General features: G+C 66.5%; 14 protein-coding genes and 1 tRNA gene. 10 read left to right on the top strand and 5 right to left on the bottom strand.

Translation table 11 applies throughout. The annotated features are described in order from the left end of the window. Positions 1-27: 27 nt before the first annotated feature. The 3 genes from mgtE to EGK63_RS14490 form a co-directional block, all read right to left on the bottom strand. Positions 28-1,446, bottom strand: a complete 1,419-nt coding sequence (mgtE, locus tag EGK63_RS14500; protein ID WP_125902086.1) for a magnesium transporter — start codon at positions 1,444-1,446, stop codon at positions 28-30. Between the two features lie 62 nt (positions 1,447-1,508). Further along, positions 1,509-1,593, bottom strand: a tRNA-Leu gene (locus EGK63_RS14495). A 278-nt stretch (positions 1,594-1,871) separates the two neighbouring features. Beyond that, a complete protein-coding gene (locus EGK63_RS14490) occupies positions 1,872-2,123 on the bottom strand; it encodes a FliM/FliN family flagellar motor switch protein (protein WP_003164329.1) in 252 nt (83 codons plus the stop codon). Positions 2,124-2,188: 65 nt separating this feature from the next. Here EGK63_RS14490 and lipB point away from each other — a divergent pair, with 65 nt between their 5' ends. Then, the gene (lipB, locus tag EGK63_RS14485) at positions 2,189-2,905 is read left to right on the top strand and encodes a lipoyl(octanoyl) transferase LipB (protein ID WP_125902085.1); all 717 of its coding nucleotides are present in this window, start codon (positions 2,189-2,191) and stop codon (positions 2,903-2,905) included. On the opposite strand, the gene EGK63_RS14480 is transcribed toward lipB, so the two are convergent. Continuing rightward, complete coding sequence (locus EGK63_RS14480; RefSeq protein ID WP_125902084.1) at positions 2,881-3,285, bottom strand: DUF805 domain-containing protein; 405 nt, start codon at positions 3,283-3,285, stop codon at positions 2,881-2,883. The genes lipB and EGK63_RS14480 overlap by 25 nt on opposite strands. 182 nt (positions 3,286-3,467) lie before the next feature. Here EGK63_RS14480 and EGK63_RS14475 point away from each other — a divergent pair, with 182 nt between their 5' ends. The 4 genes from EGK63_RS14475 (at position 3,468) to EGK63_RS14460 (ending at position 6,985) form a co-directional block, all read left to right on the top strand. Beyond that, positions 3,468-4,952 (top strand): hypothetical protein, encoded by a 1,485-nt coding sequence (locus EGK63_RS14475; RefSeq protein ID WP_125902083.1) that lies wholly within the window; start codon positions 3,468-3,470, stop codon positions 4,950-4,952. 72 nt (positions 4,953-5,024) lie between these two features. After that, positions 5,025-5,516, top strand: a complete 492-nt coding sequence (gene msrB, locus EGK63_RS14470; protein ID WP_125902082.1) for a peptide-methionine (R)-S-oxide reductase MsrB — start codon at positions 5,025-5,027, stop codon at positions 5,514-5,516. 49 nt (positions 5,517-5,565) lie between these two features. Continuing rightward, positions 5,566-6,195 carry a hypothetical protein gene (locus EGK63_RS14465; RefSeq protein ID WP_243637706.1) on the top strand — a complete coding sequence of 210 codons (630 nt, stop codon included), beginning with the start codon at positions 5,566-5,568 and terminating at the stop codon, positions 6,193-6,195. A 121-nt stretch (positions 6,196-6,316) separates the two neighbouring features. Next, positions 6,317-6,985: a DedA family protein gene (locus tag EGK63_RS14460; RefSeq protein WP_125902080.1), complete on the top strand. Its 669-nt coding sequence runs from the start codon at positions 6,317-6,319 to the stop codon at positions 6,983-6,985. A gap of 212 nt (positions 6,986-7,197) precedes the next feature. On the opposite strand, the gene EGK63_RS14455 is transcribed toward EGK63_RS14460, so the two are convergent. Further along, positions 7,198-10,470 (bottom strand): amidohydrolase family protein, encoded by a 3,273-nt coding sequence (locus tag EGK63_RS14455; protein ID WP_125902079.1) that lies wholly within the window; start codon positions 10,468-10,470, stop codon positions 7,198-7,200. Between the two features lie 270 nt (positions 10,471-10,740). Here EGK63_RS14455 and EGK63_RS14450 point away from each other — a divergent pair, with 270 nt between their 5' ends. From EGK63_RS14450 to hutC, 5 genes are all read left to right on the top strand, one after another. Beyond that, positions 10,741-11,244 carry a GNAT family N-acetyltransferase gene (locus EGK63_RS14450; RefSeq protein ID WP_125902078.1) on the top strand — a complete coding sequence of 168 codons (504 nt, stop codon included), beginning with the start codon at positions 10,741-10,743 and terminating at the stop codon, positions 11,242-11,244. 434 nt (positions 11,245-11,678) lie between these two features. Next, the gene (locus EGK63_RS14445) at positions 11,679-14,360 is read left to right on the top strand and encodes a TonB-dependent receptor domain-containing protein (RefSeq protein WP_125902077.1); all 2,682 of its coding nucleotides are present in this window, start codon (positions 11,679-11,681) and stop codon (positions 14,358-14,360) included. A 78-nt stretch (positions 14,361-14,438) separates the two neighbouring features. Continuing rightward, positions 14,439-15,152 (top strand): PepSY domain-containing protein, encoded by a 714-nt coding sequence (locus EGK63_RS14440; RefSeq protein ID WP_125902076.1) that lies wholly within the window; start codon positions 14,439-14,441, stop codon positions 15,150-15,152. 9 nt (positions 15,153-15,161) lie between these two features. Further along, positions 15,162-15,887: a PepSY domain-containing protein gene (locus EGK63_RS14435; RefSeq protein WP_125902075.1), complete on the top strand. Its 726-nt coding sequence runs from the start codon at positions 15,162-15,164 to the stop codon at positions 15,885-15,887. Between the two features lie 89 nt (positions 15,888-15,976). Next, complete coding sequence (gene hutC, locus EGK63_RS14430) at positions 15,977-16,711, top strand: histidine utilization repressor (protein ID WP_125902074.1); 735 nt, start codon at positions 15,977-15,979, stop codon at positions 16,709-16,711. Positions 16,712-16,855: the final 144 nt, after the last annotated feature.

The raw sequence follows: 16,855 nt of genomic DNA, 5'->3' as shown, positions 1-16,855 counted from the left end.
AATCGGCGGGGCCGTTTCAGGTCAGATTTACAGCAGGACGATGGTCGCCAGGCCGAGGAAGATCAGGAAGCCGAAGAAGTCGGTCGTCGCCGTCACGAACACGGCCGAGGACACGGCCGGGTCGAACTTCAGCTTCGACAGGGTCAGCGGGGTCAGCACGCCGACGCTGGCCGCGACCAGCAGGTTCAGGATCATGGCCGCCGCGATGACGGCGCCGATGCGCCAGTCCTGGAACCAGAAGCCCGCCGCCAGACCGATCAGCGGCGCCAGGACGAAGCCGTTGGCCAGGCCGACGGCCATCTCGCGCCAGAAGGTTCTGAGGGCGTTGGAGGCGTTCAGCTCGCGCGTCGCCAGGGCGCGCACGGTGACGGTCAGGGCCTGCGTCCCGGCGTTGCCGCCGATGGCCGAGACGATGGGCATCAGCACGGCCAGAGCCACGATCTGCTGGATGGTGCCTTCGAACAGGGCGATGACGCTGGCGCCCAGCATGGCCGTGAACAGGTTGATGCCCAGCCACGGCACGCGGCCGCGCACGATTTCGAACACGCTGGACGAGCGATCCTCGTCGGCGACGCCGGCCAGGCGCAGGATGTCCTCGCGGTTCTCTTCCTGAATGATGTTGACGACGTCATCGACGGTCAGTTGGCCGACCAGCCGCCCGCCCGTGTCGACCACGGGGGCGGAGATCAGGTGGTATTTCTCGAAGATGTAGGCGACTTCTTCCTGGTCGACGTCCACTTCGATGGCGTTGACCGGCTCCATCAGCTCAATCAGGGGCGTGGCGCGCGGGCTGCGCAGCATGCGGCTGATGGCGACGCCGCCGACCGGCCGATTCATCGGATCGACCACATAGATGTCGAAGAACAGCTCGGGCAGGTCGTCGCCCTGGGCGCGGACGTGGTCGATGGTGTCGCCGACGTTCCAGAACTGCGGCGCGGCCATGAACTCGCGCTGCATCAGACGGCCGGCCGAATCCTCGGCGTAGCCCAGCGAGGATTCGATGGCGGCGCGCTCGACCTCGGGCATGGCGGCCAGCACGCGCTCGCGCTGGTCGTCCTCCAGGTCTTCGACGACCGAGGCGGCGTCGTCCGAATCCAGTTCCTGGAGGGCTTCGGCCAGGGTGGCGGAGGGGACGTGCTCCAGCACCTTCTCGCGGATGCCGTCGTCCATCTCGGGCAGGGATTCCGCCAGCAGTTCGGGCGGCAGCCACTGGACCACGACCGAGCGGTGCTCGGCGGTCAGGAAGCCCATCAGATCGGCGACGTCGGCGGGGTGCAGGTCTTCCAGCAAGCCGCGCAGACGCATGCCGTCGCCGTCGTCCGCGGCGTCCACGACCTTTTCGACGAAGGCCGCCGTCAGGGCGTAGTCTTCGCCGAGAGCGGCGTGATCATCGTCTTCGAGATGGGGGTCTTCGGGGCGCAGAGGGGCAAGGTCCGTGTGGGTCACGTATCTGCCTCCTCTGAGATGATTTCAGCCTATCTAGCCGAGATTCGCCCTGTCAGATCAGATGGTGCGGTCGAGAAGACTCGAACTTCCACGGGTTGCCCCACAGCGACCTCAACGCTGCGCGTCTACCAATTCCGCCACGACCGCTCGCATCGGAGGGCGGGCAATAGCGGAGAGCTGACGGAAAGAAAAGAGCGTTTTGCGGAACAGGCGAAATTCCCTCTCCTGATGGGAGAGGGCTTGAGCGCACGAGAGCGTAGCGATCGTTCTTGCGCGAAAGGGTGAGGGTTCGAGGGTGAAGTCGGCCGAAAGGCCGTTGCGCGACGGCTTACGCCGAATGACAGGACAAGCCCCTCACCCTTTCGCCTTAGCCAATCGCTTCGCTCTTGGAGGCTCAAGCCCTCTCCCGCCGGGAGAGGGATGGCTCAGGCGGCCCCAGCCATGAAGTCATACACATCCGCCGGGCGCGTCACCGTGATGGCGATGCGGTCGTCGCGGATTTCGATCTCGCCGCGCGCGACCGGATGATTGTTGGCCAGGATCCAGACCTCGTCCTTTTCCGAGGCGTCCAGCGGGATAACCGCGCCACGGCCCATGCGCAGCAGTTGCTGCATCGGCAGGACCGAACGGCCCAGCACGACCGAAATCTCGACATCGACGGCTTCGATCTGGCTCAAGACGATACTCGCAAATCAACGGGCGGCCCTTGCGCCGCCGCGTTAGGCCCCACATTGAGGGCATCATGCTTGCCGACCCGTTAAACTCTTCCCAACGCCGCCTGTTTCGCGAGGACGGCCGCCCTGTCGAATGGGCGCTGTCGTCCGGCTATGTCGACTACGCCGCCGCCGAGGCCGCCATGGAGGCGCGCGTCGCGGCCATCGCCGCCGGAGAGGCCGAGGAACTGGTCTGGCTGCTGGAACACCCGCCGCTCTATACCGCCGGGGTCTCGGCCAAGGACGACGACCTGCTGGCGCCGGATCGCTTTCCGGTTCACCGGACGGGGCGGGGCGGGCAGTTCACCTATCACGGACCGGGCCAGCGCGTGGCCTATGTGATGCTGGACCTGAACCGGCGCGGCAAGGACGTGCGCGGCTTTGTTCACGGGCTGGAGGACTGGATCATCGGCGCCCTGGACCGCTTCGGCGTCGAGGCGGGAATGCGCGAGGGGCGCGTCGGCGTGTGGGTCGAGCGCAAGGGCGCGGGCTGGAGCCGTGAAGACAAGATCGCCGCCATCGGCGTCAAGGTTCGCAAATGGGTCAGCTTCCACGGCATCAGCTTGAACGTGGAGCCGGATCTGGACCATTTCGGCGGCATCGTGCCGTGCGGCATCACCGAACACGGCGTGACCAGCCTGGTCGATCTGGGCGTGCTGGCGACGATGGATGAGGCGGACGATGCGTTGAAGTCGTCCTTCCAGCATGTGTTCGGGTCGGTTCAGGCGGGCGTCGCGCCGCTCTGACGGCGGGCGCCGGGGGCGGCGCCGTAGCGGTTGAACGCCTTCTGACCCGGCAGGACCGTGAGGTCGAAGGCGACGAGCGCGAGCGCGGCCGTCGCGACCCAATCCAGAAGCGTCAGCGGTTGCGGCCACGCCAGGGCGAAGGCCAGCAGGATCGGCCCGCTCCACCACCCTGAACGGCCCCGGTCATGCAGGCGTTGGGACAGGACGCAGAAGCCGCTGTAGAGCAGGGCGGCGGCGATCAGGGCGTGAAGCCAGCCTGGCGTCGGCGCCAGGATATCCGCCGCAATCCAGACGCAGATCAGACACGCTGCGCTCAGGAAAAAACGGACCCGGCCGATACGTCCCGTGGAGTTCAAAAAAAGATCGGCCAGGGCGGTCATTCGGAATCACGCGGCATTCAGCGCCTTTTGCGCCTGCGGATTTCATGGCCTAGTCAGGAAACGGGCGCGCGTAAACGCCGCGCCGTCAGAAGCTGCACAATTCGCGACAGGGGTGGCGACGGCGCCGTTAATGGGTCTAAAACACGCCCAAACCGCACTTTGACGGACCGGGAGAAACCCCTATGCAACGCCTGCTTTCCGCTTCGGCGGCCGTACTGGCCCTGAGCTTCGCCGCCTCGGCCGCTTCGGCTCAGAATTTCAGCGATCTGGCGCGGCAAGACCTTCAGGCCATGCACACGGCCCTGCGCGACAATCATCCCGCCGCCGTGGTGCCGGGCGACGCCAGCGCCCCCTTCCGCGCCTGGCTGGACACGGGCCTGCAGCAGGCCCAGGCCAAGGCCGGTCAGGTCAACAGCGGCGACAGCCACGCCTATCTGCTGCGCTGGTACGCCAACGGCTTCCGCGATTCGAACATCGCCGCCCGACCGACCTATGAGGGCCTGGGTCCGTTCTTCGCCACCAGCTGGCCGGGCGTGGCCACAGCCTGGCGCAATGGTCAGTACGTCGTCTCCTATGTTCAGGACGGCGTGCGCGGCGCGCCGCCGCTGGGCGCCGTGCTCAAGAGCTGCAACGCCGAGCCGATCGAAGATCTGGCCAAGGCCAAGCTGGATCAGTTCGAGGGCGACCTGACGACCGAGGCCGGCCGCGTCCGCAGCGCGCCCTATCTGCTGTGGAACCGCAACAACCCGATGACCACGGGCGTGCCCGGAACCTGCGAGTTCCAAGTCGGCCGCCGCACCCGCGACTTCACCCTGTCGCCGCAACCGGCCACGGCCCAGAACCTGGAAGCCGCCTATCGCGCCTCGGTCTATACGCCGTCGGGCGCGCCGCTGTCGGTCGAGACGGTGAACGGCCGCCCGTGGATCAACGTCCACTCCCTGGCCGATGACGCCGCCTGGGACGCCTTCTTCGCCCAGATCGAAGCCCAGTCCGCCGCTATTCGCGGGCCGCAAGGCTTTGTGTTGGACCTGCGCGGCGCCAACGGTTCGTCGCTCAACGCCACCACGCGTGGCTATGGCCTGGCCAACCGCATCTGGTCGCCGGAGTTCACCGTCAGCCGCCAGCCGGAAGCGGGTCAGATCACCTATCGCGCCACCGCCGCCAACCGTCAGTGGTTCGCCGACACCCTGAACCGCATGGTGTCGGACCCGCGCTTCGTCCAGGAATCGGGCGCGGTGATCGAGCAGACCCAGGCCATTGTCGCCGCCTTCGACAGCGCCATCGCCGCCGGTCAGCCGACCTTCGTCATGCCGGGCCGTCCGGCGACCCCGGACACCGGCGCCGCCAACCCGGTGCAGGGCCAGGTGATCGTGCTGGTCGACGCCGGCTGCTCGGGCGGCTGCCTGGACACGCTGGACCTGTTGAGCCGCCTGCCGAACGTGCGCGTCGCCGGCTCGACCACGGCCGAGGACACCATCTTCATCGAGCCGACGACCCTGCGTCTGCCGTCCAACTACGCCGATCTCAGCTATGGCCATAAGGCCTGGACGACGCGCCAGCGCGGCAACAACGCGCCCTACGCCCCGGCCGGCGCCCTGGCCTATGCCGGCGACGCGACCGACGAAGCGGCCGTGCGGACCTGGGTGAACGGCCTGTTCGGCGCCTGATCCGAACGATCTTCTCAGGCTATTGAGGGCCGGACGGTGGAACGACCGTCCGGCCCTTCCTATTTTGAGATCATGACCCAGACCGAATCCGCCGCCCCGATGCGCTCCGCCTCCGGCTATGACCTGACGCCGCCGACCGACAGCCAACGCGTGGCCCTGGAGGCCGACCTCTCGCCGGAAGAAAAGCGCGTGCTTCTGGCCCACGGCACCGAGGCGCCCTTCTGCGGAACCCTGCTGGGTGAAAAGCGGGCAGGGGTCTTCTGCTGCCGCGAATGCGGCCTGCCCCTGTTCCGCTCGGGGACCAAGTTCGAGAGCGGCACCGGCTGGCCCAGCTTCAACGAACCCGTCGATCCGGCCCACGTCCGCGCCGTGCGCGACGACAGCTACGGCATGGTGCGGGTAGAGACGCGCTGCGCCCGTTGCGACAGCCATCAGGGGCACGTCTTTCCCGACGGCCCGCCGCCGACGGGCCTGCGCTACTGCATCAACTCGGTCGCGCTCAGTTTCGTGGCCGAAGGCGAGCCTCTGCCTAATCCCTTAGGGCGCGACGACGGGACGGCCTGACCTTGGCCGCATTTGGGGTTAGGGTGTTTGTGAACGGGAGTAGATGCGTATGCTGATCGAACTCATGGCCGCCTCCCTGCTGCTGACCGGCAGCGACCCTGAAGGCGTGGTCTCGACCGCGCCGCGTGCTGGTCCGGGCGCCGTGCCGACCGCCACCGCCGACGCCCTGGCCGCGACGGTGAGCGACGCCTCACCCGCCGTGACGCTGCAGACGGCGGCGCCGCACGGCCTGACGACCGAGGAGCAGATCTCCCGCTGGATCGGCGAGCGAAAGGCTGACGCCGGCGCATCTCCGCCCTGGGCGGACGCCTGGGAGGACGAGCAGCCCCGCAGGATGCACGGCGAGGTCAGCGCGGGAATCGGCACGGGCGGCTATCGCGACTTCGCCGCCGCCGTCTCCATGCCGATCGGCGAGAACGGCACGCTGAACCTCAGCGTCAGCCAGACCAAGAACGCGCCCTGGGCCTACGGCTACGGCCCTTATGGCTATTCGCCCTACGGCTATGGGGCGGGGCGCTATGGCCTGGACGGCTACGGCTGGCGCGACGCCTACGGCGCAATGCCGGGACCGCTGGGCGTACGCAGTCCGCGCGACCGGCCCAGTCGCATTCGCCCCTTCAGCGTAGACGAGAAGCACGCTGAGCCTGCGCGCGACCGGGCGGACGACGTCAGCCGATAGGCTGGACACGGGCAAAGTGCGGCCCATCCGCCACGCAGGCCTGTTTTTTCGGGTCGGGCGTCGCATCGCCGCATTCCCTTTATAGGCGCTGATCCCATATGCCCTTGGGCAAAGGATCAGTATGGACAGTTTGCTTACCTCGGCCGCCGACTTCATCGCCCGCAACGCCATGTGGGCCGGCGTGATCCTCGGCGTCGTGACCTTCTTCGAGTCTCTGGTCGTCATCGGCGCCTTCGTGCCGGCGACAGGCTTGCTGGTGGCGGCGGGCGGCCTGGTAGCCGCAGGCGTGCTGGACCCCTTCACCGTCATCGGCGGCTGCGTCATCGGCGCCGTCATGGGCGACGCCATCTCATACTGGATCGGTCGGCGCCTGGGCACGCGGGTGCTGCGTCACCACCTGCTGGTGCCGCACCGCCGCAAGCTGGCCTGGACCCGCCTCTACTGCCGGCGCTACGGCGTGGCCTCCATCTTCATCGGCCGCTTCTTCGGGCCGCTGCGCGCCTTCGTGCCGGTGATGGTGGGCGTGCTGCAGATGCGCCAGCGCGTCTTCCAGATCGCCAACGTCTCTTCGGCCTTCGTCTGGGTGCTGGCCATGCTGGCGCCGGGCTATCTGGCGGCCAAGGGTTTGGCCAAGCTGGAGATGATGAGCGAGGCGCACAATCCGACCCTGTGGCTGCTGGCCTTCGGCGCGGTGGTGCTGGCGTTGGTGCTGGCCATGCGCTGGTTGAAAGGCCGCGCGGCGCGGCGCAATGCGTTGCTGGAAGCCTCAGTGCGCGGGCTGGGGGAGTAACCTCCTCGCCCCGTTCGCGCTTCGGGCGCAAGCGCGAGATTTCTATCTTTCGTTACCCTCGGGCTTTCACACTGCCTTCTTCCGCTCATCCCTGCGGACGCCGGGATGAGCGGAAATGAAAGGCGACGACCAACACTTAGGGCCAACCGAGTCACCACGAAAAAGGGCCCGGCGGATGTCGGGCCCTTTCGCGTTCCTGCCTGGCGGCGGGATCAGTCGTGGGTGTGGCTGTGGGTCTCGGCGGCCGAGGCTGTGCCCGAGGCGCCCCAGGCCTGGCCGTCTTCGCTCTCGAACCAGAACGGCTTGCGCTCTGCGCCGCCGACTTCGTTCATGTGGTTATCGAACAGACGGCCGTTGATCATGGTGTAGCCGATCTTGGTCGAGTCCCGCAGGTTCTCGAGCGGATTGGCGTTCAGCACGACCAGGTCGGCCAGCTTGCCGACTTCCAGCGAGCCGATGTCCTTGTCCATGCCCAAGGCGCGGGCGCCGTTGATGGTGCCGACGCGCAGGGATTCGTGGGCGCTCATGCCGCCCTGTTCGAACATCCACAGCTCCCAGTGGGCGCCGAGACCTTCACGCTGGCCGTGGGCGCCGATCTGGACCGAGACGCCCTGATCCATCAACCGCTTGGATTCACGCGCGATGGAGATGTGGTTCAACTCCTCCGGCGGGGTCTTCACCGGACGACGCGAGCGCGAATCCAGGATGCGGCGCGGCACGTACTGGGTCAGGATCGGATCCTTCCAGACGTCCGTCGTCTCATACCAGTGGTTCTCGCCCCAGGCGCCGCCGAAGCCGACGATCAGGGTCGGGGTGTAGGCCGTCCCCGTCTGCGACCACAGCTGCACCGCGTCGTCGTACATCCGCTCCACCGGCACCGAGTGCTCGATGGTGGTGTGGCCGTCGACCAGCATGCTCATGTTGGCGTGGTACAGCGAGCCGCCTTCCGGCACGACCATCATGCCCAGTTCGCGGGCGGCCTGCATGATCTGCTGGCGCTGGTCGCGGCGGGGCTGGTTGTAGCTCTTGACGCTCCAGGCGCCGATGGCCTGCATCCGGCGCAGGTGCGAGCGCGCGTCGTCCAGGTTGTTCACCACGGCCGTCGTCGGCGTGGCCGCCCCGTACAGGATGGTGCCGGTCGAGAAGATGCGCGGCGCCACCACGCGCCCGGCCTTGGCCAGTTCGCTGTGGGCGAAGATCTCGCTGTTGTCGTTCGACGGGTCGTGCAGCGTCGTCACGCCGAAGGCCAGGGCGGCGTAGTTCACCCAGCTCTGCTGCGGGATGATCTCGTCCGAACCCATGCGTCCGTGCCAGTGGGCGTCGACCAGGCCGGGGATGATGGTCTTGCCGGCCATGTCCATGACGCGGGCGCCGGCCGGAACCGTCACCGAGCCGCGCGGGCCGATGGCCTCGATGCGGTTGCCGTTGACGACGATCACGCCGTCCTCGATCACCTCTTCGCCCTTCATGGTGATCAGGCGGGCGCCGGTCAGGACGGTGACGCCGCTGGGGCGGGCGTAGTCGGCGCTGAAGCCGATCTTGATCCCGTGTTCGGCGGGCTTGGGCAGGTCAGCCGGCGCGCCGTCCATGAAGGCGAAGCTTTCGCTCAGCGGACGCGAGAACAGCTCCGGGCCCATCGACCACTGCAGGCGGCTGGAATCGCCGGACCAGTGCAGCCACTCGCCGGCGTCGCGGGTGACGCGCGTCTGCGGCAGGGCCTTGGCGTCGGCGCCGACCGTGATCGGGCGGCCCGTCGGGACGAAGGGGGCGACATAGGCGTTGAAGCGCTCGGTCCAGGCGATCCACCGCTCGTCCGGCGAGATGGAGAACTCGGCCGCCCATTCGCTGCTCAGGTGGGTGCGCTCGTCCTCGCCCGACAGATTGACGGACTTCAGGACGCGCTTCTCGCCGTCGCGGGCGCTCAGGAAGATGCGGTCGTTGCTGGCGCCGAACTGCGGGTTGGCGCCGGAATCAGTGATCTTGACCGGCTCGCCGCCGCGCACGGAGACGCGGTAGATGCCCGGTTCGCGACTCCACATGGCCGAGCGCAGATAGCCGTCGCTGGAGGTGCGATAGACGACCGTCTGGCCGTCCGGCGAGAAGCGCGGCTCCAGATAATGGCCGGGGTTGGTCGTGATGGCGCGGCCTTCGCCGCCCGCGACCGGAACCACGCGGATGGAGCCCAGGTTCTCGTCGTTCCAGGTCGTGTAAACGATGGAGCGGCCGTCACGCGACCAGGACGGATACAGCTCGAAATGGTCGCTCTGGCGCGTCAGGCGGCGGGGCGTTCCGGCCACGCCGTTGCGCAGGTCGCGGACCCACAGATTGCCCAGAGCTTCGAACACCACCTTGGAGCCGTCGGGCGAGGTCTGCGCCCAGCGGATCATCTTCACGTCGAACTGGGCCGGAGCCACGTCGACGGGGAAGCGGGCGGTTTCCTGCACCCGGCGGGTGTCGGTGACGCGGAAGGGCACTTCGCTGACGGCCTTGGAGGCCACGTCGATGCGGCGGATCTTGCCGCCGGCCCAGATGACGATGGAGCCGTTGTCCGGCGTCCAGGCGAAGCCCGGATAGACGCCGTGGATGGCCCAGGTCTCCTGCATGTCGCGGTCCAGGGCGTCGTAGATCGGCGTCTCGCGCCCGGACTCCAGGTCCATGACGTAGAGCACCGACTGGTAGCGGTCGCGGCGCACGAAGGCGAGCGACTTGCCGTCCGGCGACGGGGTCGGGCGCACCGAGCCGCCGGGCCCGGTGACGAAGGGCTTGATCTCGCCCGTCTCGCGATCCAGGCGACGGATCACATAGAGTTGGGTGTTCGGATCCTTGGAGTATTCAAAGACGCCGCCCGGCGTGGAGTCGTCGCTGAAGTACATGTAGCGGCCGTCGGGCGAGAAGGCGGGCTCGCCCGTGTCCTTCTGCTGGGTACGGCGCTCGGTCAGCTGCACGCCGCTGCCGCCGCCCGAGCGGTGGTACATCCACATCTCGCCCGCGCCCAGCGAGCGCGAAGAGGTGAAGTGCTTGCGCCCGACGATGAACTGGCTGTCCGGCGTCCAGGCGGGGGAGTTCAGCAGGCGGAAGGTCTCGCTGGACACCTGGCGCGGGTTGGAGCCGTCGCGGTCCATGACCCACAGGTTGTCGCCGCCCGCGCGGTCCGAGGTGAAGGCGATGAAACGGCCGTCCGGCGAATAGCGCGGCTGCATGTCCCAGGCCACGCCCGAGGCGATGGGGCGGGCTTCGCCGCCGCCGATCGGCATCACATAGATGTCGCCCAGCAGGTCGAAGATGATCTCGCGGCCGTCGGGGCTGACGTCCAGCGCCATCCAGGTGCCTTCGTCGACGTTGATGTTGACGTCGCGCTGGGCGCCGATGGGGTTCTGGACGTCCCATTTCGGCGTCGCTTCGGCCCCGCCTGCCGCGGGCGTCTGTGCGAACGCCGGAAAGGCCACGGTCAGCGCCGCAGCCGTGGTCATCAGAATACGCTTCATGAAAAGCCCCTCAGCCCCTCGAACAAAACTTGATGGGGCGAAGCTAGCGGCGCGCGGACTGGGTTGACCAGTCGGGATAATGACGGAAAGGCCGAATAATCTTCGGCGCCTTGTCGCGCGGGTGGCGGCGAGCGCCTGCGCGATTTCGTCGTCTTGCCGTCAAGCTTCAACTGACGGAGCTTTTCGCGGGTGCTCTTTGTCGGGCGACGAACAATGGAGTTCAGAGTGAGCGCGTCGAATGAAGCGCCGAATGCGTCGGCTTGGACGATTGTGAGCGCGCAGGCTGATGACGCCGACGCCCTGGCCTTGATCGGGGCGGCGACCTTTCTCGAAACCTTCGCAGGGGTGCTGGACGGCGCGGCCATCGTTTCGCATTGCGGCGTCGCGCATGCCTCCGGCTACTACGCGGAACGACTGAAGGCGGGGGCGGCGGCGTGGCTGGCTGAGGTCGAACACGGCGCCCCCATCGGCTATGCGCTGCTGGACAAGCCCCAGCTTCCCGAGGTCGAGGTTCGCGAAGACGATCTGGAGCTGAAGCGGATATACGCCCTGAGCCGATTCCAGGGCGGGGGATTGGGCCGCGCCTTGATGGCGACGGCGCAGGACGAGGCGCGGCGTCGGGGCGCGCAGCGACTGCTGTTAGGCGTCTATGCGCAGAACCAGCGGGCCTTGGCCTTCTATGCCCGGGCCGGATTTGTCGGGCTCGGCCAGCGACGCTTCAGCGTGGGCGGTCGTGAGTACGAAGACATGATCCTGGCGCGCGACCTGGCGTGATCCATCGGCGCCGAACGGCGAAGCAGAGCCGTCGCAGGATTCGATTTTGTGACGTTCTTTTGTGCGTTTCCGAAAACATGGTGCTTATCCCCACATTGTTTTGAGGGGTAAGGCGTCCGGCTACGTATTGCCGTTTCTCAAGTATAAATATGAAATAATCTACGGTACTGTTTAAAGCGCATGATCATTTGGAGCAACGGAAAATAGTCATGTCCGGCCCGCCTTTCGAGGTGAATTGACGGCGCGTTGATTTTTTAGCCATATTTAGGGTATATATGTGCTGATTTTTGAATAAATTTGCATAAATATTGCCGATTTTTGAGCTGTCATATGTATATACATGACTTGACGCTCAAGACGCCTCCCGCACAGGTTTCGCCGCAGTCAGGGCTCGAGGTTCTGCGCGAATACCTAAGCGGGAAGGCATGGGGACGATGAAAAAGAGGCTTTTGTTGGCGGGGGCGGCTGTCGCCGCGACGATGTACGGCGGGGCAGCGTCGGCTCAGGAAGTCGATGTGACGAATGTTGACGACATCGTCGTCACCGGCAGCCGGATCAAGCGTCAGGACATCAGCGGGGTCGGTCCCGCCACGGTCGTGACGGGCGAGGACATCGAGCGCACCGGCATCACCAACGTCGAGACCCTGTTGCAGCGCCTGCCGGCGTCGGCCGGCGCGGCGGGCAATCAGACGAACTCCTACTGGACCGGCAACGGCTACGGCACGGCGCAGGTGAACCTGCGCGGCCTGGGCATCAACCGGACCCTGACGCTGATCAACGGCCGTCGCGTGGTCAACGGCGGCACCGGCGCCAACAGCGCCCCCGACCTCAACATGATCCCGACGCCGATCATCGCCCGCATGGACGTGCTGAAGGACGGGGCCTCGGCCATCTACGGCGCGGACGCCGTGGCCGGGGTGGTGAACATCATCACCGTCAACGGCTATGAAGGCCTGAAGGTGTCGGGCAAGTACGGCATCACCGATGAAGGCGACGGCCAGGATGTGACCTTCGACGTCCTGTGGGGCATCAAGAACGACCGGGGCAGCGTCACCGCCGCCCTGACCTATCAGAAGTCCGAAGAGGTCAACCTGGCCAGCCGCGCGCCGTGCGGCCTGGGCGAGGTGAACGGCGCCCTGACCTGCATCTCCAGCGCCACGACGCCCGGCGGCCGCGCGGTCCTGCCGAACGGGCAGATGATCAACTTCAACCAGACGCCGGGCGGGGACGGAAACTTCTACGAGCCGTATGATCCGGCCAAGCACAATCACAACTCCAACGGCTATCTGAACGCCTCCTCGCCGATCGAACGCTTCAGCACGGCCGTGCTGGCCGACTATCAACTGACCGACAAGGTCAGCCTGTTCGGCGAACTGTTCTTCACTCACCGCGAGAGCAATCAGGCGGCGGCGCCGGGCGCCCTGCGCGACATCCGCATCGCGGCCGATCACCCGACCAACCCGACCGGCCAGGATCTGCTGCTGATCCGCCGTCTGCTGGTCGAGCCGGGCCAGCGCCAGTTCTTCCAGGAAACGGACACCTACCGCTTCGTCGGCGGCGCGCGGGGCGACATCGCCGGCGACTGGACCTGGGAGGCTTCGGCCAACTGGGGCCGCAACACCGGCGTCGACGGCATGACCAACATCGTCAACCTGCAACGGCTGGGCGATACGCTGAACACCTCTCTGTGCAGCCCCACGCCGGGGGCCGCCGTGCCGTGCGGCGACTATCTGGGCATGGGCGACGTCAATCAGGACGTGCTGGACTACATTCTGTTCAACTCGCGCGACACCGGCGGGAACGAGCAGAAGAGCTTCACCTTCGACGTCAGCGGCACGGTCATGGAACTGCCGGCCGGCGCCCTGGCGATGGCGGCGGGCCTGGTTTATCGCGAAGAGAAGGGCTGGCGTGATCCCGACGCCCTGACGGTGCTGGGCATCTCCAACACCAATCAGCAGGATCCGATCGCGGGCGAGACCAAGGCCAAGGAAGCCTATGTCGAACTGTCGGCGCCCTTGCTGAGCGACCTGCCGTTCGTGCAGCGGCTCGATCTGGACGCGGCCGTTCGCTACTCGGACTATGATCTGTTCGGCGGCGAGACCACCTACAAGCTGGGCCTGAACTGGTCGGTGGTCGACAGCCTGCGTCTGCGCGCCACCTATGGCACGGGCTTCCGCATTCCCAGCGTGCCGGAACTGTACGGCGGCGTGGCTGAGGGCAACCTGACCACGACCGATCCGTGCAGCCGCTACAGCGACAGCGGCGACGCCGTTCTGATCGCCAACTGCGCCGCCTCGGGCGTGCCGGCGGGCTATGTGCAGATGGGCAACAGCATCCTGACTACGGTCGGCGGCAATGAGAAGTTGCAGCCGGAAAGCACCGAGACCCTGACCCTGGGCCTGGTGTGGCAGCCGACGCAGATCAGCGGCCTGACGCTGACGGCCGACTATTTCGACATCAAGGTCGAGGACGCCATCCGCTCCATCCCCGGTTCGACCAAGCTGGCGATCTGCTATGCGACGCCGAACATGGACCACCCGTTCTGCAAGCCGGACAGCTTCACCCGCAACCCGCTGACGGGCGAGGTCAACTATCTGTCGGCCCAGCCCACCAATACGGGTCTGGAGACGATGAAGGGCGTGGACATCGGCGTGCGCTACGCCTTCGACATCGGCCAGCGTCGCGCCAGCCTGGACTGGAACACCACCTATCTGGACGAATACGTCATCACCCCCTTCGAGGGCGGCGATCCGATCATCTTCGACGGTCATATCGGCGGCGGCAACGGCGGCTATCCGCACTGGCGTTCGAACGCCAGCCTGACGGTCATGGATGAGCGCTGGGCCGGAACCTATTCGATCCAGATGATCGGCGAGGCGACGGACTTCAACGCCGCGCCGGGCGACATCGGCTATCAGACGGACGCTGTCTTCTACCATAACGCCCAGTTCTCTTACCGGGTGAACGACAACGTCGACGTGGCCTTCGGCATCGACAACCTGTTCGACAAGAAGGCCCCGTTCATCCAGAGCTGGACCGACGGCAACACCGACACGATGACCTATGATCTGCTGGGCCGTCGCGGGTATGTCCGCCTGACGTATCAGTTCAACTAAAACCGATGTGAGGTGCGTCAGGCGCGTGTTCTAGAGCGCCGCCTGACGCAGCCTTCTCTCACAAGCCGTGAGTATAAAATGATACGCTGGCCTCTATTGGCGCGTAGAACCCACAAGTGGTTTTCGCTCATCATGGGCGTCCAGGCCCTGTTCTGGATCGTGAGCGGTCTCTACATGACCGCCATCCATATCGACATCATCCACGGCGACCACCTGATACGGACGCCGGACGCCAGGCCGATCGCGACGGAAGGCCTGGTGGAGCCGTCGGCCATCCTGCAGGGCGCCGACCGAGCCAGCAGCCTGCGTCTGGTGCAGCAGCTGGATCAGCCGCTGTACATCCTGACGGATGCGAGCGGGCAGGCGCTGTTCGACGCCCGGACAGGCCAGAAGCTGCCGCTGATCGACGAAGCGGGCGCCCGCCGGCGCGCAGAGCGAATCTACGCCCCCGAGGGCGGGATCGTGAAGGCTGAGCTTCTGACTGAAATTCCCGGTGAGATCCGGGGCCGCGCCGCGCCGATCTGGCGCGTCGAGTTCGAGGGCATGTGGAAGCCGACCCTCTACCTTTCACCGCTTACCGGCGAACTGCTGTCCCGGCGCCATGACCTGTGGAGGGGCTTCGACTTCTTCTGGATGCTCCACATCATGGACTACGAGACCCGCGACAACATGAACAACGCCCTGCTGAAGGTCGCGACTTGGATGATGGTGGCGACGTCCCTGTCGGGCGCCTGGCTCCTGATCTTCAGTTTCCGCCGCAAGCGCCGCGTGCGCAAAAAAGCCGCTGCGTGAGGACCGCCCATGTTTCTACTTCGCAGACTTCATAAGTGGTTCGGCCTGGTTCTGGGCATTCAGCTCCTGTTGTGGGCGATCAGCGGCGCCGTCATGGCCATGATCGACCACCACAAGGTGACGGGCGGTCACGTCCTGGCCGAGGTCAAACCTAGCCCTGCGCCGACCCAGGTGCTGTCCCTGGCCCAGGTGTCCCAGGCGATCGGCGCGCCCGTGTCGCAGATCGAACTGCGGCCGCTGCAGGACCAGTGGGTCTTCGCGGCGACGACCGCCGAAGGGATCAGGCTGGTCGATCCGGTCAGCGCCGCGCCGGTGGTTATCGACGCCGAGCGGGCCAAGACCCTGGCGACGGCGGCCTTCAACGGCTCGGCGGCGATCACCTCGGTGACGCGGGTCGAGAAGCCGACGCTGGAGACCCGTGACTTCGCCCTGCCGGCCTGGCGGGTCGAGTTCGCGGACAAGGAGCGTTCGACCTTCATCCTCAACGCCGCCACCGGCGAGCTGGCGGGCGCCAAGACCAACACCTGGCGGCTGTGGGACGTGTTCTGGATGATCCACATCATGGACTACACGGATCGCCAGAGCTTCAACCACCCGCTCATCATCATCATCGCCACGGGCTGTCTGTGGCTGGCGCTGAGCGGTTTCATCATGCTGTTCCAGGCCTTCCGCAGGCAGGACTTCGCCTATCTGCACGACGGCATCGAATGGCTGCAGGAGCGGCGTCGCCGCTGACGACCAAAGGCCGGGGCGCCCGTGACGGCGTCCCGGCTTCTTCATGATTCAGAGCCTGAAGAAGGCCGCCATGACCTTGGGAGGGGCGCATGGACAGTCCGCTTCACCGGCGCATCCGGTCCGACATCGCCGAGCGAATCCTGTCGGGCGAGTGGCCGCCGGGCTTCCGCATTCCCTTCGAGCATGAGCTGATGGCCGACTACGACTGCTCGCGCATGACGGTCAGCAAGGCCCTGGCGCCGCTGGCCGAGCGGGGCATGATCGTTCGGCGCAAGCGGTTCGGCTCCTTCGTGGCGCGGCCGCGCATCCACTCCGTGCTGCTGGACATCCCCGACATCCAGGCGGAGATCCAGAAGCGCGGCGAACCCTATGACTATGAGCTGCTGCTGCGGAAGGTCCGTGCGGCCCATCGGCGCGACGCCAGCGAACTGGGGCTGACCGCTTCGGGCGAGGTGATCGAGCTGCGCTGCCTGCACAAGAGCAGCGGCCGCGCCTTCGCCCTGGAGGAGCGGGTGATCTGCCTGACCTCGGTTCCCCAGGCCAGGGATGCGGCGTTCGACGAGATTCCCCCCGGCACATGGCTGCTTGAACGGGTTCCCTGGACCGAGGCTGAACACAAGATCAGCGCCGTGAACGTGTCGAGGGCGACCGCCCTGACGCTGGGCGTCGAACCGTCGGCGGCCTGTCTGTCGTTGGAGCGCCGAACCTGGCGGCGGGCCGAGGGCATCACCTTCGTGCGGCTGACCTTTCCCGGCGAGGCCTATGACCTGGGCGCGCGATTTGCGCCCTCCGAGCCGGACCCGACCGTTCCTACGGGGGCGTAACGGTCGCTGCAAACAGTTTGAGTATGAAGGAAAAATCCATGTCGGCTGATGGCTCGGCTTTGCCGTCCAAGGTAGTGATCATCGGCGCGGGACACGCGGGGGGCTCGGCGGCGGCGCTGCTGAGGCAGTATGGGCATGAGGGCG

Origin of the sequence: Brevundimonas sp. 357 (assembly GCF_003938605.1) — a bacterium.
Lineage (GTDB): Bacteria > Pseudomonadota > Alphaproteobacteria > Caulobacterales > Caulobacteraceae > Brevundimonas.
The sequence above is the reverse complement of the archived record's forward strand: the minus strand, read 5'-3'. Positions and strand labels throughout refer to the sequence as shown.